Origin of the sequence: Rhizobium ruizarguesonis, assembly GCF_012349115.1 — a bacterium.
GTDB classification, from domain to species: domain Bacteria; phylum Pseudomonadota; class Alphaproteobacteria; order Rhizobiales; family Rhizobiaceae; genus Rhizobium; species Rhizobium ruizarguesonis.
In genome coordinates, this window is sequence record NZ_PQIG01000068.1 from 65,680 (window position 1) to 90,933 (window position 25,254).

The 25,254-nt window shown below is 60.4% G+C and carries 29 protein-coding genes; 12 read left to right on the forward strand and 17 right to left on the reverse strand.

Features of this window, described 5'->3' with window-relative positions; genetic code table 11:
* Positions 1–21: 21 nt before the first annotated feature.
* Positions 22–504, reverse strand: coding sequence for a hypothetical protein (locus C3Y91_RS11015; RefSeq protein ID WP_024322104.1), 483 nt, complete (start codon positions 502–504; stop codon positions 22–24).
* A gap of 186 nt (positions 505–690) precedes the next feature.
* On the opposite strand from C3Y91_RS11015, the gene C3Y91_RS11020 reads away from it, so the two are divergent.
* Positions 691–1,824, forward strand: coding sequence for a helix-turn-helix transcriptional regulator (locus C3Y91_RS11020; protein WP_130664723.1), 1,134 nt, complete (start codon positions 691–693; stop codon positions 1,822–1,824).
* A gap of 81 nt (positions 1,825–1,905) precedes the next feature.
* Here C3Y91_RS11020 and C3Y91_RS11025 read toward each other — a convergent pair whose 3' ends face one another.
* The gene (locus C3Y91_RS11025) at positions 1,906–2,676 is read right to left on the reverse strand and encodes an SDR family oxidoreductase (protein ID WP_018074585.1); all 771 of its coding nucleotides are present in this window, start codon (positions 2,674–2,676) and stop codon (positions 1,906–1,908) included.
* Positions 2,677–3,227: 551 nt separating this feature from the next.
* Positions 3,228–4,682, reverse strand: a complete 1,455-nt coding sequence (locus tag C3Y91_RS11030; protein WP_018493051.1) for a cobyric acid synthase — start codon at positions 4,680–4,682, stop codon at positions 3,228–3,230.
* A 665-nt stretch (positions 4,683–5,347) separates the two neighbouring features.
* Between C3Y91_RS11030 and C3Y91_RS11035 the strand changes: the two genes are divergently transcribed.
* Positions 5,348–6,349 carry a glycine betaine ABC transporter substrate-binding protein gene (locus C3Y91_RS11035; RefSeq protein ID WP_174827005.1) on the forward strand — a complete coding sequence of 334 codons (1,002 nt, stop codon included), beginning with the start codon at positions 5,348–5,350 and terminating at the stop codon, positions 6,347–6,349.
* Between the two features lie 19 nt (positions 6,350–6,368).
* The gene (locus C3Y91_RS11040; protein ID WP_018074581.1) at positions 6,369–6,731 is read left to right on the forward strand and encodes a hypothetical protein; all 363 of its coding nucleotides are present in this window, start codon (positions 6,369–6,371) and stop codon (positions 6,729–6,731) included.
* A gap of 59 nt (positions 6,732–6,790) precedes the next feature.
* Here C3Y91_RS11040 and C3Y91_RS11045 read toward each other — a convergent pair whose 3' ends face one another.
* Complete coding sequence (locus tag C3Y91_RS11045; RefSeq protein ID WP_003540537.1) at positions 6,791–6,946, reverse strand: entericidin domain-containing protein; 156 nt, start codon at positions 6,944–6,946, stop codon at positions 6,791–6,793.
* A gap of 100 nt (positions 6,947–7,046) precedes the next feature.
* Positions 7,047–7,988, reverse strand: a complete 942-nt coding sequence (locus C3Y91_RS11050) for a LysR family transcriptional regulator (RefSeq protein WP_018074580.1) — start codon at positions 7,986–7,988, stop codon at positions 7,047–7,049.
* Positions 7,989–8,061: 73 nt separating this feature from the next.
* On the opposite strand from C3Y91_RS11050, the gene C3Y91_RS37845 reads away from it, so the two are divergent.
* Positions 8,062–8,250 (forward strand): hypothetical protein, encoded by a 189-nt coding sequence (locus C3Y91_RS37845; RefSeq protein ID WP_018074579.1) that lies wholly within the window; start codon positions 8,062–8,064, stop codon positions 8,248–8,250.
* Positions 8,251–8,363: 113 nt separating this feature from the next.
* Here the strand turns inward: C3Y91_RS37845 and C3Y91_RS11060 are convergent, their stop codons facing one another.
* Positions 8,364–8,972: a LysE/ArgO family amino acid transporter gene (locus C3Y91_RS11060; protein WP_032996076.1), complete on the reverse strand. Its 609-nt coding sequence runs from the start codon at positions 8,970–8,972 to the stop codon at positions 8,364–8,366.
* Positions 8,973–9,070: 98 nt separating this feature from the next.
* Here C3Y91_RS11060 and C3Y91_RS11065 point away from each other — a divergent pair, with 98 nt between their 5' ends.
* Positions 9,071–9,964 carry a LysR family transcriptional regulator ArgP gene (locus C3Y91_RS11065; protein WP_130655727.1) on the forward strand — a complete coding sequence of 298 codons (894 nt, stop codon included), beginning with the start codon at positions 9,071–9,073 and terminating at the stop codon, positions 9,962–9,964.
* 48 nt (positions 9,965–10,012) lie between these two features.
* Here C3Y91_RS11065 and C3Y91_RS11070 read toward each other — a convergent pair whose 3' ends face one another.
* Both C3Y91_RS11070 and greA read right to left on the reverse strand, forming a co-directional pair.
* A complete protein-coding gene (locus C3Y91_RS11070; protein WP_130664725.1) occupies positions 10,013–10,372 on the reverse strand; it encodes a hypothetical protein in 360 nt (119 codons plus the stop codon).
* 110 nt (positions 10,373–10,482) lie between these two features.
* Positions 10,483–10,965: a transcription elongation factor GreA gene (gene greA / locus C3Y91_RS11075; RefSeq protein ID WP_130655729.1), complete on the reverse strand. Its 483-nt coding sequence runs from the start codon at positions 10,963–10,965 to the stop codon at positions 10,483–10,485.
* A 284-nt stretch (positions 10,966–11,249) separates the two neighbouring features.
* Between greA and C3Y91_RS11080 the strand changes: the two genes are divergently transcribed.
* Positions 11,250–11,969, forward strand: coding sequence for an MgtC/SapB family protein (locus C3Y91_RS11080; protein ID WP_024322111.1), 720 nt, complete (start codon positions 11,250–11,252; stop codon positions 11,967–11,969).
* Between the two features lie 34 nt (positions 11,970–12,003).
* Here the strand turns inward: C3Y91_RS11080 and C3Y91_RS11085 are convergent, their stop codons facing one another.
* The 5 genes from C3Y91_RS11085 to C3Y91_RS11105 all read right to left on the reverse strand — a co-directional run bounded on the left by C3Y91_RS11085 (position 12,004) and on the right by C3Y91_RS11105 (position 15,253).
* Positions 12,004–12,189 (reverse strand): DUF3008 family protein, encoded by a 186-nt coding sequence (locus tag C3Y91_RS11085; RefSeq protein WP_018074573.1) that lies wholly within the window; start codon positions 12,187–12,189, stop codon positions 12,004–12,006.
* A 37-nt stretch (positions 12,190–12,226) separates the two neighbouring features.
* Entirely contained in the window at positions 12,227–12,436 is a 210-nt protein-coding gene (locus C3Y91_RS11090; RefSeq protein WP_018074572.1) for a hypervirulence associated TUDOR domain-containing protein, read from the reverse strand.
* Between the two features lie 112 nt (positions 12,437–12,548).
* Positions 12,549–12,782 carry a DUF2171 domain-containing protein gene (locus tag C3Y91_RS11095; RefSeq protein WP_018074571.1) on the reverse strand — a complete coding sequence of 78 codons (234 nt, stop codon included), beginning with the start codon at positions 12,780–12,782 and terminating at the stop codon, positions 12,549–12,551.
* Positions 12,783–12,863: 81 nt separating this feature from the next.
* The gene (locus tag C3Y91_RS11100; RefSeq protein WP_024322112.1) at positions 12,864–13,820 is read right to left on the reverse strand and encodes a DUF2950 domain-containing protein; all 957 of its coding nucleotides are present in this window, start codon (positions 13,818–13,820) and stop codon (positions 12,864–12,866) included.
* 20 nt (positions 13,821–13,840) lie between these two features.
* Positions 13,841–15,253, reverse strand: coding sequence for a DUF3300 domain-containing protein (locus tag C3Y91_RS11105; RefSeq protein WP_168575292.1), 1,413 nt, complete (start codon positions 15,251–15,253; stop codon positions 13,841–13,843).
* A 450-nt stretch (positions 15,254–15,703) separates the two neighbouring features.
* Here C3Y91_RS11105 and C3Y91_RS11110 point away from each other — a divergent pair, with 450 nt between their 5' ends.
* The 5 genes from C3Y91_RS11110 to C3Y91_RS11130 all read left to right on the forward strand — a co-directional run bounded on the left by C3Y91_RS11110 (position 15,704) and on the right by C3Y91_RS11130 (position 20,193).
* A complete protein-coding gene (locus C3Y91_RS11110) occupies positions 15,704–16,168 on the forward strand; it encodes a hypothetical protein (RefSeq protein WP_168575293.1) in 465 nt (154 codons plus the stop codon).
* 199 nt (positions 16,169–16,367) lie between these two features.
* On the forward strand, positions 16,368–18,086 hold the full coding sequence (locus tag C3Y91_RS11115; RefSeq protein WP_027689132.1) for a SulP family inorganic anion transporter: 1,719 nt from the start codon (positions 16,368–16,370) through the stop codon (positions 18,084–18,086).
* Positions 18,087–18,092: 6 nt separating this feature from the next.
* On the forward strand, positions 18,093–18,938 hold the full coding sequence (ppk2, locus tag C3Y91_RS11120; protein WP_018074567.1) for a polyphosphate kinase 2: 846 nt from the start codon (positions 18,093–18,095) through the stop codon (positions 18,936–18,938).
* A 103-nt stretch (positions 18,939–19,041) separates the two neighbouring features.
* Entirely contained in the window at positions 19,042–19,374 is a 333-nt protein-coding gene (locus C3Y91_RS11125; protein WP_018074566.1) for a hypothetical protein, read from the forward strand.
* Positions 19,375–19,665: 291 nt separating this feature from the next.
* Positions 19,666–20,193: a CYTH domain-containing protein gene (locus C3Y91_RS11130; RefSeq protein WP_024322117.1), complete on the forward strand. Its 528-nt coding sequence runs from the start codon at positions 19,666–19,668 to the stop codon at positions 20,191–20,193.
* 72 nt (positions 20,194–20,265) lie between these two features.
* Here the strand turns inward: C3Y91_RS11130 and C3Y91_RS11135 are convergent, their stop codons facing one another.
* From C3Y91_RS11135 to C3Y91_RS11150, 4 genes are all read right to left on the reverse strand, one after another.
* Complete coding sequence (locus C3Y91_RS11135) at positions 20,266–20,520, reverse strand: hypothetical protein (protein WP_075224901.1); 255 nt, start codon at positions 20,518–20,520, stop codon at positions 20,266–20,268.
* Positions 20,521–20,548: 28 nt separating this feature from the next.
* Positions 20,549–21,577, reverse strand: coding sequence for a DUF2955 domain-containing protein (locus C3Y91_RS11140; protein ID WP_024322119.1), 1,029 nt, complete (start codon positions 21,575–21,577; stop codon positions 20,549–20,551).
* Positions 21,567–22,676, reverse strand: coding sequence for an HlyD family secretion protein (locus tag C3Y91_RS11145; RefSeq protein WP_168575294.1), 1,110 nt, complete (start codon positions 22,674–22,676; stop codon positions 21,567–21,569). Before C3Y91_RS11145 ends, C3Y91_RS11140 begins: the two co-directional genes overlap by 11 nt.
* Positions 22,677–22,946: 270 nt before the next feature.
* Positions 22,947–23,204, reverse strand: a complete 258-nt coding sequence (locus C3Y91_RS11150; protein WP_018480848.1) for a hypothetical protein — start codon at positions 23,202–23,204, stop codon at positions 22,947–22,949.
* Positions 23,205–23,347: 143 nt separating this feature from the next.
* Here C3Y91_RS11150 and C3Y91_RS11155 point away from each other — a divergent pair, with 143 nt between their 5' ends.
* On the forward strand, positions 23,348–25,168 hold the full coding sequence (locus C3Y91_RS11155) for an adenylate cyclase (protein ID WP_024322121.1): 1,821 nt from the start codon (positions 23,348–23,350) through the stop codon (positions 25,166–25,168).
* Positions 25,169–25,254: the final 86 nt, after the last annotated feature.

Sequence of the window (25,254 nt, forward strand, 5' to 3'; positions counted from 1 at the left end):
GCTTTGAGTGACCAGCGCTCATCAACCGTGCGCATGCCGGCAGCTAACGTCAGGGTTCATGTCGGCGAACGGTCCCTTCGGATTGTTCTTCCATGCCCAGACGTGCAGCTCGTAGAAAGCCGGAAGGCCATAGCGGTTCGGTGCGTTCGTGAAACTGAACAGCTGGCCGCCGAGGTTGGCGGGACCTTTCGTCGTGATGTATTCGACAGCGACGAGTTTCATCTTGCCGTGTTCGTCAGGCTCGTACATCACGGCCTCCGGCTTGGAGAGATCAATGGCCTCATCCTTGATGAGGTCGGCACTGACATAGTGGATGCCCATTGCACCTCCATCTATGCCGCTGGTGCATGGGATCGGCGAATAGCCTTCCTTGACGGCCTGGTTGACGTCACGGAATCGCGCATTGGCCTCCCGGACCTGTTCCGGCAGGCCGGCGCCGAGCGCTGCAGCCGGAAGAACTGCCATAATGAGAAGCGCCGTGATTGGCGCTTTTGTCGCTTTCATGAAGATTGCCCTCCAATTTCTGGTTGTCCAAGCCGATTGGATTCCGGCCGGCAGTGCGTTGTAAAAAATCCGCGCGATGAAACATCTCCCGCGTGGGGGATGAAATCTCCCGCAAATCCCGGAAATGAAGGCGCCATGGCCGGCAACAATTGACCGCGCAGGCCGGGCTGATGCAGGATTGAGATCATGGAACAGCAGCTGTCGGAAATTATCGGCGCTATTTACGATTGCGTGGCCCGGGAGGATGCCTGGCCGAGCGCTCTTCGTCTGATCAATGGTCAGGTGAATGGTTTTCTAACCACGCTTGCCGTCTTCGACACCACCACCCGTTCCGCACGTCTGGCCCAGATCGCCTGCGACGACGGAGAGGCCGTCCGCACCCTCGTGGCGCATGCGAAGGACGTCCCGTTCTTCCATCTTCTCCACCGAATGGAGATCGATCAGCCGGATACGCTGGAGCGGATGTTTTCCCTCTACGGACCCGATGGCGAAGCCGTCTGGAAAAGCGGTGCGCTATATCAGAACTTTCATGCCAGGTATGGGGTTTTAAACTCGATCGACATGGCCGTGCTGAAACGCCCGACCCGTGTCGGGACGATCAACATTTCGGTGCAATACGAACCGAGCGAACGACGCGTCTTCGACATCGTCGGTCTGCTCGGCCCGCATATCCGCCGTGCCGTGACGATCCACGACATGTTCGAGATGGAGCGTGCCGAAGCCGCCGTCCTTAGGGAGGTCATCGACGCTCTCGACCATGCGGTCTTCATCGTCGCCGAAGACATGACGATCCTCTTTGCCAACCATGCCGCTGAAGCACGGCTGCGCGAGCAGCACGTGGTCCACTCGCTTTCAGGCCGGCTGGCCGCTCGCTACGGATATGCAGGCGCCGCCCTTTCCAACGCCGTGGCGCTTGGCGCGCGCGACGAAATCAGTCTCGCGGCCGCCGGCATCGATGTTCCGCTTGCCTCGGCCGAGCGTCCCGCCGTCGCTCACGTTCTGCCGTTGCAGCGGCGCACGGAAAGGGGGCGCTTCGAAAGCCGGGCGGCTGCGGCGATCTTCCTCGCCGCGGCGGGAACGGTGATCCAGTCGGCCGTCGAGGCCGTTGCAGCCCTTTTTGCTCTCACGCCTGCCGAACGGCGCGTGGTCGGCTACGTGTCCGAAGGCATGACGCGATCCGAGATCGCAAATGCACAGGGCGTTGCCGACGGCACCGTCAAATCGCAACTGGCCGCCATCTACGACAAGACGGGAGCGGAAGACCAGCGCAGCCTGCAGCAGCTCGTACGCGAACTCAGCCCACCTGTCAGGCGCACGTAACATCTCGACATCAAGCTTCGGCCGATCGGCGGAAGAGGCGAAAAGGCGCGCCGGCGGCACGGCGCCTCAGGGCATCTCCGCTTACATCGTGACCGTCATGCCACCGTCGACCGTCAGCACATGGCCGTTGACGAAGGAGGCGGCGGCGCTTGCGAGAAACAGCGCCGCGCCGGCGATTTCGTCAGGGCGTCCCCAGCGCTGGACTGGGATTCGCTGGCGCACGAAGGGCATCAACTCCTCGTTCGCCGCCATCGCGGCGTTCGTCTCGGTGGCGAACCAGCCGGGCGCAATCGCGTTGCTGGTGATGCCGTGCGGGCCGAATTCGACCGCCATGGCGCGCATCAGGCCGGTCAGACCCTGCTTGGCGGCCGGATAAACGCAGTCGCCGGGCATGACGACATGGCCGCTGATCGACGTCACAGCGATCAAGCGGCCATAATTGCGCCGCTTCATCAGCACGCTGGCGTCCCGCGAAAGCGTTATCGCCGCGGCCAGATCGGTGCGCAGCAGCTCTAAGACGGCCTCATCGTCGAATTCGGCCAGCGGCCGCCTGTCGCGGGCGCCGACATTGTTGATCAGAATATCAAGACGGCCGTGGATCTTGTCGATCTCGGCCATCACAGCACGCTGGGCCCCGCGGTCGGCGATATCGAACACGGCCGCCTCCGCCGTGCCGCCCGCAGCCCGGATGGTCCTGACGGCATCTTCTAGCGTCGCCGTCGTGCGCCCGGTGACGATGACATGCGCACCGGCCTCGGCAAGGGCGCTCGCCATCTCGAAACCCAGACCTCGGCCGCCGCCAGTCACTAGCGCCACCTGACCCGCCAGTGAAAATCTCTCCAATATGCTCATGGTTTCATCGCTCTCAATCGTCCGCGCCACAATTAATGGACTCAGTCAACTAATTTGGCAAGAGCGAATGGCAGCCGATGGGCGCAAGTTCCCCGATAGATTTGACCTGCAGTGCGGTCACTTCGGCTCCGGCTGTTGGATGACTGGCGGCGGCGTATCGCTCTTATTGCCGCCTCGATCGAATGGCTTGATTACCAGGATGCCTAGGACAGACGCTATCATTGCTCCGACGATGATCATCATTAACATTTTCATCGGCTCGCCTCGCGTCAGATCAATTCGCCCTTGGCCTTTGCGATTTGAGGCCGACTATCGGGATAGTCGTGCGGCGCAGTTTTTGAGGCAGGGATAAGCCTCTTCGCAAAAGCCGACGATTCAACAGCCGCCGCCCGAAAACGTTCCATACCCAGACGGAACGTCCGCATCGATGACTTCAACGGCGATATTATCCGCGCTCGGACGCGTCGAGGGCAGGCTTCGCCTCTGTCAGGCGTGCGCCATATCGCAACATCTTGGAACCGTTCTGCGCTTTCCTGAAGAGCTGAACCGCTCTAGCCGAGCAGCCCGGCAAGCCAGCGCGGATCGAGATGTTTCTCCAGGCCGTTCGCGACCTCGTCAAGCGCCCGGTCGACGCTTTCGCGGTAGTTTCCGCCTTCGCCTGAGAGCCCGAAGCTTTGAAGCAGACGGGCGCGGTAGGCGTCGCTGGCAAACAGCCCGTGCAGGTAGGTGCCCATGATCCGGCCGTCGGCCGAAAGCGCACCGTCAGGTGCTCCATCGATGATCGCCGAAGGCCGATCGCAATCCGGGCCGCGGGTGATGCCAAGATGGATCTGGTAGCCGGCAAGCGGCGCGTCATATTCGGTCGAGCGGGCAGCGCTGTTGCGCACGGTCTTCTCCGGCGCCATGTCGGTTTCGACATCGAGAAGCCCAAGCCCCGGCGTCTCCAGCGTCCCGCCCTCGATGCCGAGCGGGTCGCGCACCATGCGGCCGAGCATCTGGTAGCCGCCGCAGATGCCGATCACTCGGCCTCCGCGCCTGACATGCGCCTGGAGATCGCGGTCCCAGCCCTGAGCCCTGAAATTGTCGAGATCCGATATGGTCGATTTCGAGCCGGGAAGGATAGTGAGCGCCGCATCCTCAGGCAGGCGTTCGCCGGACCTTACGAAGACCAGCTCGACATCGGGCTCGGCGCGCAGCGGATCGAGATCATCGAAATTGGCGATGCGCGGCAGCACCGGCACGGCGATCTTCAGCGCACCCGTCCCGCCCCTCGCCAGCCGTTCGAGCACGACCGAATCCTCGGCCGGCAGGTGCGCAGCACCCCTCAGCCACGGCACGATGCCGAAACACGGCCAGTCGGTAAAACCTTCGATGGCGCGGATACCGTCGTCAAACAACGAGACGTCGCCACGGAACTTGTTGATGATATAGCCCGAGATCATCGCCCGGTCGGCACTGTCGAGGATCGCATGCGTGCCGACCAGCGAAGCGATGACGCCGCCGCGGTCGATATCGCCGACAAGCACGACCGGCACGCCGGCCCGCGTCGCAAAGCCCATATTGGCGATATCGCCGGCCCTGAGATTGATCTCGGCCGGCGATCCGGCGCCCTCGACGATCACGAGGTCGGCACCCGCAGCCACTTTCTCGAAACTTTCGAGCACGGCGCCGAGTAACTGAGGCTTCAGCCGCTGGTAGTCCCGTCCTGTCGCCTGTCCGAACACCTTGCCCTGCACGATGATCTGGCTGCCATTTTCCGATTGCGGCTTGAGCAGCACCGGGTTCATGTGCACCGAGGATGGCGCGCGCGCGGCCAGCGACTGCAGCCACTGCGCGCGACCGATCTCGCCGCCATCATCGGCGACCGCCGCATTGTTCGACATGTTCTGTGGCTTGAACGGCCGGACAGTCAGCCCGCGATTGGCCACCAACCGGCAAAGGCCCGCAACCAGAACCGTCTTGCCGACATCCGAGCCGGTTCCCTGCAGCATGATCGCTCTTGCCATGGTGGCTCACATCCGCTTCTCGTTCAGGCGAGGCCTACAATGGGCGGCAACCTCGGGTCAAGCTTGGCCCGGGCCAAGACTTGGCTTGGGCAAGTTCCCGCGCAAACGCGAAAACCGCGCATGGCCTTGGCTCTGCGCGGTTTGCCGAAAACTCAGGCGTCTTCGCCCTTACACGGCGAAGCTCGCTTTCTCCGGTACGCACTACCTGAACCGGAGAAGCGGCGGTCATTGCTGCCACGCCCCAACTGATAACGGCACATTCTTACCGGAGAGTTATTGAAGGCTTACGCAAATGTTAATTTTGATCTTTTTTGATATTCTCGTCGAAATTTCTGCCGAAGATCCACCGCCGATCGCGAAGAGCGTGCATTTCGTCCGAGGTCGATTTTTGGGATCCTCACATAAATTCTTCGAATTCAATAATTTAGTCACGCAACCATGAGCAGAAGATGGTTGATTTCTGCGAGCGAACGCGTAGGCTCCATCACAATGCGCCATTGTTGAACATGGCCTGCGATGAGTTGCCGGAGCCGCAAGGACGGACGGTGCCCGTGAACCGGAAAGCCTGTTGCTGTATCGCCCGGCAGGCGTTTTCCCTTCGGGTGCCGAAGATATTTGTCGGTTGATTTCAGAGCCTGCGCGTCCGCCTAAGAAGAATTCGGGGAATGACGATGAAGACGCTTCTGATTCCGGCCGTCTTTGCCGCGGCTCTTTCTACCGTCGAGCTGGCTGAAGCCGCCGAATGCGGCAGTGTTTCGATCGCCGAAATGAAATGGGCCTCGGCAGGCATTGCGGCGAGCTTCGACAAGATCATCCTGGAAAAGGGATACGGCTGTTCCGTCACCATTGTCGATGGCGACACCCTGCCGACCTTCGCCTCGATGAATGAGAAAGGTACCCCCGACATCGCCTCGGAATACTGGATTAATTCCGTCAGGGCCCTGCTCGATCAAGCCGTCAACAGCGGCCGGTTGGTGCAGGGGGCCGAAATCCTGGCTGACGGCGCCGTCGAGGGCTGGTGGATCCCGAAATTCATCGCCGACGCCCACCCCGACATCCGCTCGGTCGAAGGCGCGCTGAAACATCCCGAACTCTTCCCCGCCGAGGACGGCCCGTCGAAGGGCGCAGTTTACAACTGTCCCGCCGACTGGAGCTGCCAGATATCAACCACCAACCTGTTCAAGGCGCTTGCCGCCGACAAGAAGAGCTTCGAGCTTGTCGAAACCGGCAGCCCCGAACAGCTTGATGCCTCGATTGCCCACGCCTTCGAAAACAAGGTGGGCTGGCTCGGTTATTACTGGGCGCCGACCGCCATCCTCGGCAAATATGACATGACGCGCCTGAGCTTCGGCGTCGGCCACAACAAGAGCGAATGGGACCGCTGCACCGCCGTTGCCGGCTGCGCCAGGCCCGAGGTCAATTCCTATCCGGTCTCGCGCGCCTTCACGCTGATGACCCGGTCCTTCGCCAGCCGCGCCGGACCTGTCACGACCTATCTCAAGACCCGCAAATGGGACAACAAGACGATCAACCAGGTGCTCGCCTGGCAGGACGAAAACCGCGAAAGCAACGAGGATGCCGCAATCTATTTCCTTCGCAATTACGAGGGTCTGTGGACCAAATGGGTGCCAGTCGATGTAGCCGAGAAGGTCAAGGCGAGCTTATAACGACAAGACACGAGCTAGCATGGACGATTCGATGACAGGCAATGTTCCCTTTCCCGACCGCGATACCGTTGCGGAAAAGCTCGCCGCGCTTTCGGAGACCGACAAGTCGTATTTGGCGCTGCTGATGGAAAATGCCGCCCAGGACGACAACCTGCTCGACGGACTGCGCCGCCATCTCGATCTTGCCGCCGGATCGCGTTTCCTCAACTCGCTGAAGCTCGAAAATCTGGGAATTTGGCTCGGAACCCAGGCGCCGGACCGGTTACAGATCCGACTGATGGAAACCGCCCGCTCCAGCCAGCATCCCGCCTACCAGGCCTTCCGGACCGGTCTCGACCGATCCGGCGGGCTGGAAAAGATTTATCCCCCGGTCATCCGTTAGGATGATCCGACCCCGGTCAGCACCTAATCTGCCAATCCCGGAAGGAATTTGAACCGTCGTTACTTCTTCGCGGCACGGTCGACCGAGCGGCCGGCATCCTGCGTGGCGTTTACAGTATTTGCCGTATCTTTTCCTATACCGCGGATCGTGTTGCCGCAGGAGGAAAGGGCAAGAAGAACCATCAAGGCTGCGGCAATTTTGGCCGTTGTCGTCATCTCGGATATCCTTGTTTGAAATCAACCCCGAACGGCGACAATTGCCGTCCGCGCCGATAACGCGCGACAAACCAAAAGGTTCACTGGCTAAGTGGGCGCCTCAGGCGGCGACCGCCTTCGCTCTCTCGGCAAAGGCGCCGCGAATGCTATCGGCCACCGTCTCGATCGGCCCCGACACCTGCGAGGCGGTCAGCAGGCGGATGTCGAAGGCGCCGAGTTCCGGCAGCCCTTCCTGAGGCCCGAGGATCGCCATGTCCTCGTTGACATAGGACAGCGGCAGCGGCGCGATGGCGAGATCGGAAAGCACGGCGGCGCGCTGCGCCATCGTGTGGCCGCTGAGATAGGCGACGCGGTAATGGCGCTTGTTGCGTTCAAGTTGCGAGAGTGCTTCCTGGCGCCAGATGCAGCCATCCTCCCAGATCGAGATCGGCAGGGGATCACGGCGATGCGCCGAACCGCACTTGGCGCCGGCCCAGACCAGCCGCTCGCGGAACACGACCTCACCGCCAGTCGGGAACGGCCGTGTCGCACAGTTGATCAAGGCCAGGTCGAGCCGCTGCTCCTCCATGCGCTTCTTCAGCCCCATGCTCATATCGATGGTCACGTCGACCATGATGCCGGGATAGCTCTCGGCGAAACTCTTCAGAATGCTCGGCAGCAGCCGTTCGCCGATGTCCTCCGGCGCGCCGAGCCGCACGACGCCGCTGAGCTCCGGCATGATGAACCGCGACACCGCCTCGTTGGACAGCGCCAGGATGTTGCGGGCATAGGACAGCAACATCTCGCCGTGGCGCGTCAGCGATACCGAGCGGGCGTCGCGCAGAAACAGCGTTGCCCCCAGTTGTTCTTCAAGCTTCTTGATCTGCATCGACACCGCCGACGGCGTGCGGAAGACCGCCTCGGCTGCGGTCGAAAAATTGCCCGTCTCGGCGATGGCAACAAAGGTGCGCAATACATCGTTGTCGAGCAGCGGAATGGGACGGCGAAAGGGTATGCTCATCGTCGCATCTTTCAATTTTTCTGATTTATAACCCCATATCATTTTGTTTGATTGAATGTCAATTGAACCCGATATTTCGCGTGTCGGCAGCTAAATGCAGCCAAGGAGGCCCGACATGTCTCAAACAAGCATCTGGAATATCGTACAGGCCCTTTCCGCATTCAAGGCGCAGAGGCGCAGGGATGCCAACCATGAGCATGCGCTCCGGGAGTTAAGGCGCTTTCCGCCACATCTGCTGGCAGATTGCCAGCGCGAGCTAGAGTTGACCGTCCCGAAGCGCCGCGCGTGCGATGGGACGCGGTAGAGACGCTTCATCCCTTTGAATCCGCTCATAATCTGGGCAGATCGATGCCGGTCAACTCGCAACGTCGCCGCTCGACCTGCGCTGCAGCGGATGATAAACCGGTCGAACGGCGATCACATCCCGCCCAGCAGTTTGAAGGCGATGATCCACATCGTGAAAGCGACGAGCGTTTCCAGCACGCGCCAGGATGAGGGTTTCGAGAAGATCGGCCGCAGCCGTGTAGCGCCATATCCGAGCGAAAAGAAAAACAGGAAGGAACCCGTCACCGCCCCTGCCGCAAAAGAAGCCTGCTCTCCCGGATATCGGGTGGATATCGTGCCGAGCAGCACGACCGTGTCGAGATAAACGTGCGGATTGAGCCAGGTGAGCGCGAGGCAAGTCGCGAGCGTCTGCCGGAAGCTCGACGTTTTGGCTTCCCCAGCCGTGAGAGCGGCGGACGACCGCAAGGCGGAATAGAGGCTTCTTGCCCCGTACCAGACCAGAAATACGGCTCCGCCGTAGCGCATGACAGGATCGAGCCAGGGCATGAACCTGGCGATTTGCTGGAGGCTGGTCACGCCCAGCACGATCAACGCGGCATCCGATACCGCGCATGCGAGGCAGACGGCGAAGACATGTTCGTTGCGCAAGCCCTGGCGGAGGATGAAGGCGTTCTGCGCGCCGATGGCGACAATCAGGCTGAGGCCCATCAGCAGGCCGGTTCCATAGATCGAAAAATTCATCGCTTCGGCCAACGCCCCATTTCGGTGAGGTTGCGCTATCCCCATTGCGGGAATTAGGCTAATTAATTTGACTTACTCTGATTAAGCGAAACTAATCCATGCTCGACTATCCCGCTCTTCGCGCAGTTGCAACCATTGTCCAGACAGGCAGCTTCGAAAGAGCCGCGACCGCGCTGAACGTGACGCCTTCGGCCATTTCCCAGCGCGTGAAGCAGCTCGAGGAGCGTCTCGGCGTCGTCCTCATCGTCAGGGGCACGCCGTGCACGGCGACGGAAAAGGGAGAATGGCTCTGCCGCCATATGGAGAATGTCGGCATGCTCGAAGCCGAACTCTTCGGGCAGCTGCCGGCTCTCGTCGATCCCGACGAACCCCGCCAAAGGGTCACGCTTCAAATCGCGACGAATGCCGACAGCCTCGGGACGTGGTTCGTCGAGGCTATGTCGAATTTCGCCAGGAGCTCTTCCTATCTGCTGAATATCGCCGTCGACGATCAGGACCACACCGCCGTATGGCTGCAGCGCGGGCGGGTGATCGCAGCCGTCACCAGCCTGGAAAAGCCGGTCCGCGGATGTCGGCGTTTTGCCCTTGGGGTTCTGCGTTACCACGCCACGGCAACGCCCGATTTCGTCGCGCGTCATTTTCCACAGGGCGTGACATCAGAGGCGATCCGCAACGCTCCGGCGCTGACCTTCAATCAGAAGGACAGGCTGCAGAGCAGTTGGATCAGGCGAACGTTCGGACGCGATCTCGATTATCCCACCCACTGGCTGCCGTCGCCGCAGAGCTTCGTCGAAGCGAGCCTTTCGGGCATGGGATGGGGAATGAACCCGACACAGCTGACCCGCGAGCACCTTGCATCCGGACGGCTGGTCGAGCTGGTGCCCGACACGCCGCTCGATGTCCCGCTCTACTGGCAGATAAATCGCCTCGCCGCCGACCGCTTGGCGGATCTGACGCGCGAGGTCGTCACCGTGGCCCAGCGCCATCTTTGATGCATCACTCAAAAATGCAGCATCATCCCGGTGACCGGGTCGCTTTTATCAGACGTAAGCCGTGCGGCCGCCGAACTCGCTGGTCTCGTCAAAATTCGTCGTGCCGATACGCTCGCTTTCGCCGGAAAGTTCTTTCGGAGCGTCACCGGCAGGCTTCGATGCAGCAGACGCCTGAGTTTGGCTGCTCTCGCTCGCTTCGAGCTTGGCGATCTTCGCCTCCAGCGTATCGATAGATTTTTCGATCGTGGCCTTCTCTTGCTCGTCCTGGGTTTCCGACAGGGCTGCCTTCTTTTCGGTAAGCTGTGCCTCGAGAGAGGCAAGCTGATCCGACGAACTGGAAGACGAGGTTGTAGCGGCTGAACTCAAAATGGTGGATGCAGAACTGGAAATTGCGCTGACCATGAGCATGACTTTCGATGATGGAATGTCATCGTTCTAGCCACGGATGGTAAAGGTTCGGTAAATAAAGTACCAAACGGTACTAAAATAATGAGGAAGGCTACGCGAATAGCGCTCTCCTATGCGATGGCGATGATTTCTAGTTCCTGGCCGCCTGTCTCCACCACATCGCCGACAGCCTTGCCCATCAGCAACCGCGCCACCGGGGAAACGTAGGATATCGATCCGGCCTTGGGATCGGCTTCGTCCTCTCCGACGATACGATAGGTCTGCACGCGCCCGTCGTCACGGCGGAAAGTCACCGTGCTGCCGAAGGCGACGATGTCGATTGACGTAGGGTCAGGCATGAGCTGGGCAGTGCGAAGTCTTGCCGCTAAATAGCGAAGATCACGCAAGGGATTGGCTGTCTGCCGCCGCCGTTCGTTCACGTCGTCGATGGTGCTCGCCGCATCATAGGCCTCGCGGGCCTGCTGGAAGTGCAGCTCCAGAGCGTTCAACCCCGCTTGCGTGACAATGTTCGGATGCGCCGAAATCGGACGATCGGGCAGCAGCGTTTCCGAAGCGGTTTCGAAACTCTCTTCCTTGGTGAAAGCGACGGCCAATCTCGGACTCCGTTTTAGCGTGATGCGGTCTCGTAGCTGATGGGCTATTGCCCAGACCTCTGTTGGAACCATACACCGACTGCAGACGAACCGCCAATCGAGGCCATCGACGGCCGCTTTTCCTGTCACGCCTCCAGCTTGCGAGCGTTAGGAACGTCCTGCGCCGCATGGCGTTTATACGACGGTGCGCCGTGGCGCATCGGATACACTCTGCTAAACGCGGCCTAGGAGGAGCAAATGCCCGGCGAGCAGCGAGAGGGCCAGGACAAAGTCTGGACCAAAACATGCCTTCGTTCCTGACGGATGCCATGCCGCTGACGCCAACTTGGTGGGATATCGGCACGCGTATCACGCTGACATTGGTTGCCGGCGGCCTCATCGGCCTTGATCGCGAGCGCGGCGGTCACGCGGCAGGCTTCAGGACCACGATCCTGGTGGCGCTTGCCGCCTGTCTGGCGATGATCCAGGCAAACCTTCTTCTGTCGGTATACGGAAAGACGCCCGGCTCGTTCACGCAGATGGACGTGCTGCGCTTTCCGCTCGGCGTCCTGACGGGCGTGGGCTTCATCGGCGGCGGAGCGATCCTGAAACGCGGCGATATGCTGACCGGGGTCACGACGGCGGCGACCTTGTGGTTCATGACGGTGGTGGGCCTCTGTTTCGGGGGCGGTCAGATCCTGACCGGCATCGTGGCGACGGCGATTGGCTTTGTCGTCCTGTCGCCGTTGAAGCGGCTGGACACATGGCTGCGCTGCGAACAGAAGGCAACGCTTGTCGTCCGCGCCTCGAACGGCAATATCCCGGAGCTATCGGAAGTTCTGAACCCGCTCACATGCCATGTAGGCTTCCTGTCACTCCAACGAACGGCCGATGGCAGCGCCGAGGTGACGTTCGAGCTGCGATGGCTCGCCAACGACCCTGACGCGTCGGCGCGCGCGATCGTGAACGCGCTTTCCAACACGCATGACGTGGCGGACTTCTCCATGAAGTCGATGACGACATAAGGTTTGCGGTTGCACGCCGGCAGTTCGACATCTCTCATTTCGAGACGTGCTGGGGCTTACCCTTGGTCTTGGTCGATGCGAACTCCTCAAGCTGTTTCTCGCTCATGGATTCGACCATTTGTTTCGAGGCGCCTTTGAGTTCGCTCTTGGGCGTCTCGCCACGCTTGGCCGAAAGTGCGGCACCTGCCGCCTTCTGCTGGGCCTTGGACTTGGCTGGCATATCGATCTCCTTTGCTCGAACAGGACGGCCGCCGGCGTCAAAGCTTCTTAAGCTCGCCAGGTTTGTGGGCGGCACGCTTTCCCGACGTGTCGCTCTCGACGATATATTGCGGCTCGGCCTTCGATGCCTTCACGCTATAGCCTTTGATCTTCGTCGGACTGCTCTGCTTTTTGACCACCCTGCCCTCGGTCTTTCCCTGGCTGGTATTCCAGCTGACCTCATCGCCCCTCTTCAATTGCTTCGACATGGCAGGCTCCTTTAAGAGCATGATGCCGAAAAGTGTGAGCGGTTTTCGGACGACACCATGCTCTAATCATCCTGTTCCAAGGAGGCTGCGGCAAGCCGCGGCCTCCTGGCTGTCAGTTGATGGTGGCCCACTGGCTTCGGACATCCCTGGCGTTCTTCGACAGGTGGACGTGGGCGTCCACGTGGTCGACCCAATCGAGCGGGATCAAGTGGTGCTTGCCATCCCCCGAGTCGGTCTTCGTCAGCTTGATGCGCGTGGGGCCGTCGAGATGATCGACTGTGCCGACATGGGTGCCGTCGGCAGCCCGAACTTCCATATGTTCACGGATCTGCTCTGCGGAAATCATCGTTTCCTCCTTTGCATCATTGTCAGATACGAAGCGGCAACGACGTGGAGCGGACTTGGTTCCAAACACGAGCGACCGTGTTCAATCTTCAGTCACTTCCCAGTTGTCATCCGGGTTGAAGCTCCTGATGCCAGCGGCTATTTTTTCGGTCTCCCGACCGAGATCGGCCTGGTAGACCGTGCCGTTAGCATTCACTTCGAACGTGTGCACGCCGGTTTCGCCATATCGGATCGGCCAGGCGATCAGTGCGAATCCTGCGATCATGTTGCCGTTGATCACGTAATCGAACTTTCCGCCCGCGATGTTCGGCCCCTGGCTTTCGATAATCCTGTAGCGATAGCCGTAATAGCCCTCGCCGGCCTTCGCTTTATCAAGCGCCGCATTGTCTTCGAGGGCGTTGCCCGCCGGGCTGTCACCCTCGCCCAGATCAGGCGACCAGTAGAGACCGTCAGTTTTGCCGTCGCTGCTGATCAGTTTCTGGGCATATTCCAGGACGCCGTCATCGTCGTGGTCGGCGGAAGAATATTCCTTTTGGGCGTCGACATAGGCCCGCATCGTGTCGATGGTCTGCAATTCGTTCTCGCCGACGCGACGATCGATGATCTCCTCGAACCCGGCATAGGTGTCGAAGCCCCATTTGCCATCGTCGCCCTTCGCGATCGGAAATGGCAGAGGCCATAATTTGTCGCCGATCTCAATGATCTTGCGGCCATCGACGTCCTTCACGACGATCTTCTTCTTCGTGCCGTCCCGGATCTGCGCGTAGGTGTCCATCACGCCTTCGCCTGCCTTCGCTTTCGCCGCATCAATTCCCAGCAGCGCCGCGAACTTGTCGAAATCATCAGCCGACAAGGCCGCCTTGAAGGCGTCGACGGCTTGTTCCGGCGTCTCGAATTCCGGGGGATCGCTCTGCGAAGCGAAGCCCGAGATGACGGTCGCATCGGATGGCTCTGCCGCAGATGTCGGAACCGGATTGGTGGCGAGAGCCGCAAGAGCGAACACAGAACCCAGAAGCATGTTTCTGACTGACTTGGTCATGACTTTCCTCCTTCTTTCGGTCACCGACGACCGCCGCCGCGGCCACCGCCACCGCCACCGCGGCCACCGCCACCGCCACCGCGGCCGCCGCCACCGCCGCGCATTTCTCTACCGCCGCCGCGATTGCTCCCGGCCATGGCCTGTCTGCCGCGGTTGGACTGCATCTGCGCGCGCCTGCCGCTGTCGACCTGACCGAGGGCTGATGGCTTTCTGGGCCGGTTGTCGACCCGGGCCGCTGGCTTCGCCTTTGCGACCGGACGTTTGGCGTTGCCCCCGGACCTTGCCTTTTCGCCAGCTCTGTTCGTCGTCCTCGCGTCGGGCCTGCGGTTCTGCGCGGCCTGCGCTGCCTTCCCGCCTCCAGGAGCCGCTCCCGTATTGCCTGCCTTGTTGCGGGCAGCACTGATCCTGTCCGCATCGATCTTGCTCTTGCGGACGTCGTTGACACTGATTTTGCCTGGCTGGTCGCGGATCGTGTTCGCACGGTCGTTGCCTCTAGCTCCGACCCTGTTGCCGGGATTCGCCTCGATACTGCTCCGGAAGGAGCTGCGGTCCATCTTGTCGAACTGTGCGCCGTCGAACCCGATCTTGCTGCGATCGACATTCTTCCAGTCGACGTCGTTGATATTCACTTTGCCGTTGATGTTGTTGAGGCAATTGTTGCAGTCGATATCGACGTTGCCGTTCCAGCGCCCGCCCCATACGCCCCAGCGGTTCCAGTCGACGGCAGCGGCCCACACCGCTCCCGTCACCACGCCCGCAAAAAAGGTGGCGGTCGGATAGTAGTAGTTCGGATACGGCTCTGAATAGTAACCGATAGGCTCAGCCGCATAGTTTGGTTCATACAGCATCTCCGGCGCGTAATGCGGAACGTAGATCTTCTCAGGACTGGCGGAGACGATCACGACGTTGTCGTTCTCCTGGCTGACCTTGATCTTGTCGTCGGTCTTGATGATGCCGTCGGCGACCGCTTTGTCGCGCAGTTGCTGTATGGCGATCAGAACGTCCTTCTGCTGGACGGAGAGCGCCTCTCCGAGCGACTGCGTCCAGTCCAGATCCTCGCTCATCATCGTGACGATCTGGGGATAGTTCAGCAGCGATACGATGCTGCCGTCCCACGTCGTCTTCGGCTTGAGTTCGGGCTGCTTCTTCAAGGTTTCGAGAAACCGGGCTGCTTCCACGACCTGCAGCGGATAGAGCGACGCCGATGTGACAAGCGCGACCAGTTCGTCCGGATAAAGTGCAATCCGCGCCACCAGGATTTCGAGTTCGTCCTCACTCAGCGGCGCCGGCGCGTCGTCTTCCGCCGCCGCGGCGGGACTGGAAGCGGTCGGCTCCTGCGCGGCGGCGATCGGCGTCGGATGTGGCGAAAACGGGAAGCCTGCAAAAGGCAGGAACAAGCCCGTGGCGAGTAACAATGCGTGAGGTCTAGCCATCTCAAATCCTCCTTGCGGTCAGACATGGTGTGTAGGCTGTCGACTATTGTATCTTCGCTCGTGCCGCATCCTCCTCCGAGCGGAGAAGGATTGATAGCTAAACATCGGCCAAGCCGTCTTTTGCTCCAAATTTATAGCAAAGACAGCTCCAAGCGTAGTCGCGGGGCTGATCTGGGACGTATGTTACAGTAACACGCTTACAGAAGCGGAGTTCAGCGCGCTGGCTAAAATCGACCGCGGGCCGCTTGATCACGAAGTCACGGGCATGGACCACTGCCTCCTTTGAAGGCGATATGGCACGCCAATTATCAGTCACCGCAAGGGCGCGGCTGACGGCTAAAATATCGGCCAGGCCGTAGGTTACCAGAACCTACAGTATCATACTGTCTAGTTTGACTTATCGATGCTGTAGTTTTCGGTCTTGGCCTTCGGCCACTGGGAGGCAACGTTATGGCTGAAAGTGAAAAGTCAAATGCTCAGATGCTTAGCGCGGAAGAATTGAGACAGAAAGCTTTGGAACTGCAGCTGGTAGAAATGCAGCGTGATGACAAAGTCAAAGCGCGTGAAGCAAAAAAACACGCGGAGTTCGTCGATGACTTCTTCCGCAAACACGTCGGCGACAAGGAACGTGACATTATCAGGCGCGTCGTCATGAAGGCAGCCGCCGACGGCAAATCCGAGGCCATGGTCTATAGCTTTCCGTCGAGCTTCTGCACGGATAGCGGCCGCGCGATCAACAGTGCCCGGCCAGAGTGGCCGACGACGCTTCAAGGAAAAGCCAAGGAAATATATGATCTTTTCGGCGAAGTCGCCCGGCCTCACGGCTACAAGCTGAAAGCGATGGTCATCAGTTTTCCAGGCGGCATGCCGGGCGACATCGGCTTCTTCCTGAATTGGGAGGCACCAGTCGGCTAGGCCGCTGCGCAACTATGCGGTTCGTCAGCCATGGTTTCGGCCGGCGCATCAGCGCCCGCGGTCAACCCTTCGGCTGATGCTGCTTGGCAAGACCATCTTCGTCAAAGCCCAATCTGCGCCCAGTCTGGAGCGATCGGAGGCTACCCACCGGTAGCCTGAGTTCGCTTCAGCAGATGAATGAATTTCCGGGGGGAGTGGCATGCTTCAAAGTTTTCATATGCCGATATTCAGGGGCCTGGAGGGATTTCGCGCGGACTGGCTGCGAAGCGATATTCCTGCGGGGCTGTCGATTGCAGCTGTCGGCCTGCCGAGTGCGATCGCTTATCCCGCCATCGCCGGCCTCCCCCCGGAAACCGGGATATATGCGAGTATCGTCGCGCCCGTTGCCTACGCTCTGTTCGGGCCGTCGCGGCTATTGGTGGTCGGGTCGGACGCCGGGACCATGGCGGTTCTCGCGGCGGTCATAGGAACTGTCATCGCCGCGCAACCTGCCGGCACATCAGCCGATCCGGTTGCGATCGCGTCTGCCCTGGCGCTCGGCGTCGGAGCCTTCTATTTTGCAGCACGGCTGCTGCGGCTGGGCGTCCTCGCAAGCTTTCTATCCCGCCCGATTCTGGTCGGCTTCTTTGCCGGCGTATCCATCTCCATCCTTGTCGGGCAGATCGGCCGCTTTACCGGAGTGCGTATCGAGTCCGACGGACTCCTGCCGCCGATTGCCGAGATCATTCGCAAGAGTGCCTTGATCCATTGGCCGACATTGCTGTTCGGTCTCGCCATGTTCGCACTGTTGTGGATCGTGAAAGCCACACGGCTGCCTGTACCGGGACCCGTCGTCGTCGTCGTCGTTTCCGTCATTCTCTCCGCCATCTTCAACTTTGAAGCCGCAGGCATCCGCGTCGTTGGCGATCTCCCCACCGGGCTGCCGTCATTCTCCCTCCATGCATTCTCTCAAATGCCCATGGACAGGATCGTCCTTGGGTCGGCAGCCGTCTTTCTGATCAGTTTTGGCTCGAGCATCGTCTCTGCACGAAGCTTCGGCGCGCGCTCCGGCGAGGAGGTCGACGCCAACCAGGAACTGATCGGGCTAGGCGCGGCGAACATCGCCCCCGGCCTGTTTGGTTCATTTCCCATCGCCGTGTCCGACTCGCGTACAGCGATCAATCTTGCAGTCGGCGGCAGATCGCAGGCAGCCGGTCTCGTTTCCGCCGTGACCCTGATGGCGACGCTGCTGTTCTTGAATGGCGCCCTGCGCATCCTGCCGATCCCTGCCCTGGCGGCGATCCTGGCGGCAGCCGCAATCAGCCTGATCGACGTCAGCGAGTTGAGAAAGATATGGCACATCAGCCGCGCGGAGTTCGTCTTCGCCTTGATCGCCATGTTCGGAGCCATCAGCTTCGGAGTCCTGAACGGCGTCATCGTCGCGATCGCCGCAACCCTGATCTATCTCCTGCGCAAGACGATGTTTCCGAAAGACACGCTTCTCGGCCGCATTGCCGGACGCGATGGCTTCTACGACATGCAGCGCTTTCCGGAGGCCCGGGGCATTCCGGGCATCGCCATATGTCTCGTCCAGGGCAATCTGCTGTTTTACAACGCCGATTATGTCCGGATCCGGTTGCGCACCGTCGCTGACGGCCTGCCGGCCGAAACACGCTGGTTCATCCTCGACGCCAGCGCCATTGCGCATATCGACAGCACCGGGGCCGCAGCACTTGATGCCGTGCGGGCAAACCTCTCCGGGCGGGGCATCGTCTTCGGCGTCGCTCACCTGAACGCCGAGGTCACGGAGCTGCTTGGCCGCGCCGGCGTCGTCGACGGCATCGGAGCCGGAAAGTTCTTTGGCGACACGGAGGACGCGCTGCGTGCCGCGCGCCTGGGGGAAGGAAGCGACCGGCCTTTGGCCGGAGGTCATCAGTAAAGGGCCATGGAGGAAATGATGAACAAACGGCAGGACGACGACACAGAAGTAGACGAAAAGAAAGGCAAGAAGTCCTGGAACTACGACAAGGAAATCGTAAAGCTTCAGGTCGAGCTCGCGCATCTGCAGTCCTGGGTGAAAAAATCGGGCGCTCGCGTCGTGATCATCTTCGAGGGCCGGGATGCTGCCGGGAAAGGCGGGATGATCAAGCGAATTACCGAGCGCGTCAGTCCACGGGTCTTTCGCGTGGTCGCGCTGCCGGCCCCGACCGATCGCGAAAAGACGCAAATGTACATGCAGCGCTACTTCGCACATATGCCCGCTGCGGGTGAAATCGTCATATTCGATCGCAGTTGGTACAATCGCCCTGGCGTCGACCGGGTGATGGGATTCTGCTCCGAGAAAAAGGCCCGGCGCTTTCTTGAGTTGGCTCCCGGTTTTGAAGCCTCGATCGTCGAAAGCGGCATCACCCTGCTGAAATATTTCCTGACGGTCGGCGAGAAGGAACAGGATCGGCGCTTCAGACGGCGGATCGAGGATCCGCTGCGGCAGTGGAAGCTCAGCCCGATGGATGTCGAGTCATACCAACGGTGGTGGGATTATACGGTTGCTTACGACGAGATGATCCGGGCGACGGACCGCCAGCACGCCCCATGGTGGATCGTGCCGTCAGACGACAAGAAGCGCGCGCGCATCAACTGCATCTCGCACATCCTGAAGTCGATTCCGTACGAAACGATGAAGTTCAACGCACCGGACCTTGGGAAACGTCAAAAGCGGCCCGCTGACTATGTCGAAGACAAAAGCATCCGACATTTTGTGCCGGATGTGGTCGCCGAGCAGATGCAATAATCGAAGCCGTGCGGGGACGACACCGCAATTTCAGGAGGAAGGCCCGCCCGGAACAGCACCGGCTGTCCGGCGCGGTGATGTTATCAATCAACAGGAGTGTGTGATGATCTATCCATCGATCCGTGTGCTGTCTATCGCCATTGCCTGCATTCTTCCCTTGGCCGGCATATCCGTTTCGCGAGCGCAAGCGGCCGGGCCGTTCGATCAATTTCCGATCGCCGTAGCCTGCGAATATAAAGGCCTGTACCAGATCTTCTATCTCACGAGATTGGAGGCGGATGGCGTGGCCACCTATGTCAATCCGAGCAAGCTTGCCGGAACGATATCTGTCGGCGGGACCGCCAAGGCCTTGGGCGAACCGATCGGTGGAAGTTGCCTCGGTAAAACACTGGAGGAGCTCAGGGCGTCGGGACAGATCCTCGATCTGAAGCACTAGATGCGGATGATTTTAGGCCGACTCGGCCTGAAATCTGAATCCGCATCTAAATCAAAGAAATAGAGCATGATGTCGCCCGAAAACCGCTTCACACTTTTCGGCATCATGCTCTAGCAACCTTCGTCCCGGATGTTTTGTCCGGCATATGACGATCAACGGCACGATCCAGCGGGAGGGAGGCTGCATCCCTGCCTACTCGATATTAAAGTTCGGACAGCGGAGCCTGGTGGGAAGTCCGTCAAGCATCGCCATCCAGGTTCGTCGTCGTTCGGAACGACAAAGGAGGGCAAGATGACCGCGGAGATTGAGCGAAAATTCCTCGTCGTAAACGATAGCTGGCAGGATCACGCCTCCAAAGGAGCCGCATTTTGCCAAGGCTACCTGCTGGTTAGGAAAAACCGCTTCGTGCGGGTCAGGATCATCGATAACGCACGCGGCGTCCTGACGATTAAACTCCGAACCGGGCGCCTGCGGCGCGAGGAGTTCGAATATGAGATTCCCTATGCCGAAGCCCTGGAAATGATCGCCTATGCAACGAGTGTGGTGGATAAGACCCGCTATGAGGTGAACCATCGTGGCTGCCTTTGGGAGGTGGACGTCTACAGTGGCGTCCACGACGGATTGGTTGTCGCAGAAATCGAGCTTGCCGACGAAAGCGACCAACCTCCCTGCCCGCCGTGGCTCGGCCCGGAAGTGACCGGAAATCCCGCATTTTCCAATCGTACGCTCGCAATGCTCGTGCAACGCAACGACTACCGCAGCCGCAATGTATCAAGGCTGCAACCTGATGGGCAGCCTTCCCAAAGGAGGGAACAATGAGTGTCTTGGTAACGGGCGGCAGTTCCTCCGTGCCGGGTTGAAAGCAAAGACCTGATGCTAACGCATCGGCAGTCAGCGCTGCAGGTCGTAGCACTGCGCCCTGCGGCTCCCGGTCTGGCAGGTCGGCGAGAAATGGAGGCGATAGCGCCTTTCTTTCATGCATTCGCTGAAGCCATTGGGGTCGGGCGGATCCTTCCACAGATGGACGAGTTCGCAGTGCTTGCGGACATTGATGAAGTCTTCTGTTCTCTGGGTGGCGTCAACTGAAGCCACCGAAGCGGCTAACGCCAAGAACGTCGCGCAACTCAAGGCAGCCGACGTCTTCAAGATAGGGTGCTCTCAGAGAACGCCTGAGTCATGCCGATATCCTCTTCGTTTCCCCCGTCCGCGGCCACAGGATGACGGCAAACAGCAGCGCGTAGACCAAGGCTACTGCGACATAGACGATGCGGGTGGCGAAGGATTCTGCGGCGCTGCCGGGCAGAGGCGAGACCCCGAGGCCGAACAAAATCAGGAAGGTCGTCAGAGCGCCGGCAAATATCGGTGCGTCCTTCGAGCGGGCGGCCGCGCGGCCACCGATGAGGAGGACCACGATGAGAACGATGAGGAAGATCGAGAAAAGATTGGGGCGCAGTGATAGCACGGCATACGCAACGGAGGCGAGCACGCCGCCGAAGAGGTTGACGAGCACGAGCCCGATCGCCGCACGCGCGCTCGCGGCAACGTCGAGCTGCCCGAGCAGCGACGCTACGGTTATCGGAATGACTGCCGCAGCGGTCAGATTGTCGCTCGTCAGGCAGATCACGACGGAGCCCAGAAGGATGACCGTGTTGGCCAGTGCCCGACCCAGGGCCGGCGGCCGCTCGTCGATCGGCGCCGCCTCGATCTGTTGGGAGAACGGCTCGGGAAAGACCGCATGGGCAAACCACATCAGAACCGTGCCCGACAACACCCCGGTGACCAGGATGGACAGGATGGAGTTGGCGAGTTCCTTGTTGAGGATGCCGAGCAGAGGCACGATAATCGCGACGACGAGCACGAGAAAGACGGCCGGCCCTCCCTTTCCCGTCGACTGCGCGGCAAAACACACAAAATAGGTCAACCCCAGGACCAGAAGGAAGGGTGCGGGACGCTCGCCGAGGACGTCGGTCAGAACCATCATCGCGATCCCGGCGATCAGCATGACCATCGCCGCGCCGACCGTCTTCGCAAGCGGCATGGGCCGTGAACTACCGAGCAGAAACTGGGCGGCAAAGAGCGGACCGAGGAAGGGCACGATAGCCCCAGCATAGACTGCCAGCGTGAAGCCGATGGAGACTGCGAACGCGACCCGCAGCCCCTTGCGTTTCTGTTCCTCGACCGCAGGGCTCCTGTCAGTTGACATAGGTCAATACCGACATGATGCGGATCCAGAGTGATCCCCAGGCATTGGTGACCGGGTTGTCGCCGGTGTAGATGACGACCGTCACCTGCGAGCCGTAGCGCAGGCCGCCGCCCTTGGGCCTCTGCGCCTCATCGATGATGAGGCGCACTGGAAACCGCTGTGCCTCCTGGACCCAGCCGGTATCGCTTCGGATCGTCGGCAATCCGGTGTTCGGGTCCGTGCTGCCTTGCGATACGCCAAAGCCCACACTCTCGACGGTCGCTGGAAACAGTCGACCGGGAAGCGCGTCGAAAAGGATTTCCGCTCTGTTGCCGACGGCGACCTTCTCCAGGCTGTTTTCCTTGAATGCCGCGCTGATCCAGATGGTGCCGGCGTCGATGAAGGTCATCGCCGGCTGGCCGGCTGAGACCACCTTGCCGATGGTCAGCTGAAGGTTGGTGACGACGCCGGCCGAAGGCGCGCGGACGATCGTTCGCACCAGATCGAGCCGGGCCTTCTCCAATCCGGCAAGAGCTGCACGCAGTTCCGGATTATCGTTTCCCGCTGGGCCGAGCTGCTCTTTCGCCTTGGCAAGGTCGGCCTGCGCCCCTGAGACGGAAGCTTCCGCCTGCTCATAGGCGGACTTGGCGGTATCGAACCGGGCTCTGGAGAAGACGCCGCGCTTCACGAGTTCGGTGGCCCGCGCATACTGGTCGCGCAGATTGTCTCTGTCCGCCTGCATCTGGACGAGCTTGGCCTGTGCGGCATCGACTGATGCAGTCGATGCCCCGATCGACTGGCCGACGCTTGCAAGCGCAGCTTCCGCCTCGTCGACGGCGAGCTGATAGCGCTCGGAATCGATACGAAAGAGAACCTGGTCGGCCTCGACCCGCGAATTGTCGGCAACGCCCACTTCCACGACCCGGCCGGTGACTTCGGGCGCGATGCCGACGATATAGGCTTGAACCTGGGCCTGCGATGTCGACGGCGTACGCCGCTCCATGAAGATGGAGAGAACGAACAGGGCGAGCGCCAGCAGGACGACGATGAGTGCTATCCTGCGGAGTGGATTCCGAGGCGTTGCGGAAATGGCAGGCTCGTCCAAGTTTTCGGAAACCACGGCAATATCCTTTGGAGGCGTTTCGTTTCGTGGAAGCGCAAAGTTTCAGCGCGCAAAGTTCAGCGCTGGACGTCTGTCGCGATGGTCGTTACCGGGAGATGGAACGCAAGTAGGTAACCGTAACATACGCCTTGCGATGGCTTGCCACCGGCCTAAAGCATGTCGCTCAAAACTGTGCAGCGGTTTTGCGATGACGACATGCGTTGGAAATAACGACCTAAAGCGCCAGGAGCGAATCTGAAAGTTTGCGACGCACTTTAGTCGCGCGCATCAGCGAGCGGGTGGCGCTACCGAGGCGTCGAGCGCGCCCTCTATCTCCTTGGAGAGTTCTGCGATCAATTCCTGATATTCGACGACGCGTTCGTCGCGCTTCGGATCGGTTGAGACGTTCCATTTTAGCAGCGCCGATTGGGCGTCGGCAAAGTCCCTGCAGATTTCCCGAAAGTCCTCACTGCGGGCAGACAGATCATCGATCGCCTCGATCCTGGCTGGAAATTGCCGACGGACTGCGGTCGTGCCTTCGTCCATGGTTCACTCCTTAACGGCATTAGGAACGCTGCCTCTGCAACGTGTGCCCGGCTCAATCTTCGTGGACGACGATCCGTTCGTGGAGTATGTTACCGTAACATACGGTCTGGCAGTGATGTGACTCAACGGGGATTGGGGCAGACATGCAGACGTGGATACCAGCAGAGGGGTCTGCAGCGCTCATTTCTTCAGGGCTGGTGCCTCAAGCCGACGAGATCAGGGAGCAGCTGGAACGTGTCGTCTCCAGCCCTGAATTTCCAGGCGTCGGTCGCGCCGCCACGTTTCTCCGCTATGTCGTCTCGGAAACCCTCGAGGGCCGGGGCAACCGGATCAAAGCCTATTCGATCGCGATCGAGGTGTTCGGCCGGGATCCCGGCTTCACCCAGGACGATCCGGTGGTCAGGATCGAGGCCGGACGGCTGCGGCGGTCGCTTGAGCGCTATTATCTCGTCGCCGGGCAGCAAGATCCGGTCAGGATCGACATTCCCAAAGGAGGATATGTTCCAACCTTCACCTGGTCCTGTCCGGCGTTAGTCGACATTGGAGGCGAAGACGCTGGCGAGACATCGGCCTCTGAGGTCCGTCCCGGACGCTGGTGGCGCGCAAGAAGGGTCTTGTGGCCGGGTGCTGCTGCGCTCGCTGCAGTGGCTATTTCGCTATATTGGATCGGGGCGCAATCTTCCGCTCCGTCGCTCGAACGCGCCGCAAGCCTATTGCCCGATCGTCCGGCCCTCGTGGTTGCCCCCTTTGCCAATCTTGGCGAAGGGCCGGAGGCGCAGCTCTACACTGCCGGCCTGACCGAGGAACTGATGACCATCCTGCCACGGTTCAAGGAGATCAAGGTCTTCGGTCGCGAAACGTCCAAGTCCCTCCCGGCGGATGTGGGGGCATCGAAGATCCGGGCCGAATTCGGCGCACGCTATCTCCTTGCCGGCGGTGTCCGCATGTCGGGAAAGCGCCTTCGTGTGACGGCCAGACTGCTTGATACGTCGGACGGCGAGATCCTCTGGTCGGAGAATTATGACAATGATCTCGCATCGGGGGACCTGTTTGCGATCCAGACGGATGTCGCCAGAAAGGTCGCAACCGCCATCGCCCAACCCTACGGAGTCATGGCACAGATCGACTCCGCCAGTCCGCCGCCGGACGACCTCGGTGCGTATGAGTGCACTCTGCGCTTCTATGCCTATCGCTCGGAGCTGAGCGCCGAAGCGCATGCGCGCGTCCGGGATTGCCTCGAGGCCGCACTGGCGCGGTTTCCGAAATACGCGACCGCCTGGGCGATGCTGTCGATCGTCTATCTCGATGAGGACCGGTACAAGTTCAATCCGATATCAGGCCAGGATACAGTCATACAGCGTGCACTCGATGCCGCCAGGCGCGCAACGCAGATCGATCCGAACAATACGCGCGGACTTCAAGCGCTGATGACGGCGCTGTTCTTCGACAAGCAGCTTGCTGAATCACTTCGCGTCGGCGAGCAGGCGCTCGCCACCAACCCCAACGACACCGAACTGATGGGCGAGTTCGGAACCCGGCTTGCGATCGCTGGCCAGTGGCAGCGCGGAGCAGACCTTCTGGACCAGGCCATTGCTCTGAACCCAGGAAGTGGCGGCTTCTACCATGGAACGCGAGCCTTGGCCGCCTACATGCTCCGCGACAACCACACCGCCGTGCTGGAGATCAGACAGGCGAACATGCAGAAGTTCCCTCTCTTCCATGTTGTCGCCGCCATCATCTATGCGGAGGCAGGCATGATGGACGACGCCCGGCGGGAAGGACAGGTGTTTGTCAGCATGCGACCTGACTTCCTGCCGAACGTTGTAACGGAACTCGCAATGCGCAACATGCAGCCTGAAGATCGCGACCGTCTGATCGAAGGACTTCGCAAGGCGGGAATGACCGTGCCCGATCCGAATGCAATTGCGTCGACCGCCGACACCTCGGATCTGCAACCCCGCTGATGCTGCCTCCCCGACCGTAACATACCCGATCATACGGGTAAGGCATCTCATCTTCGCATAGTCTCGCCTCAGTGCTGACTTCGACA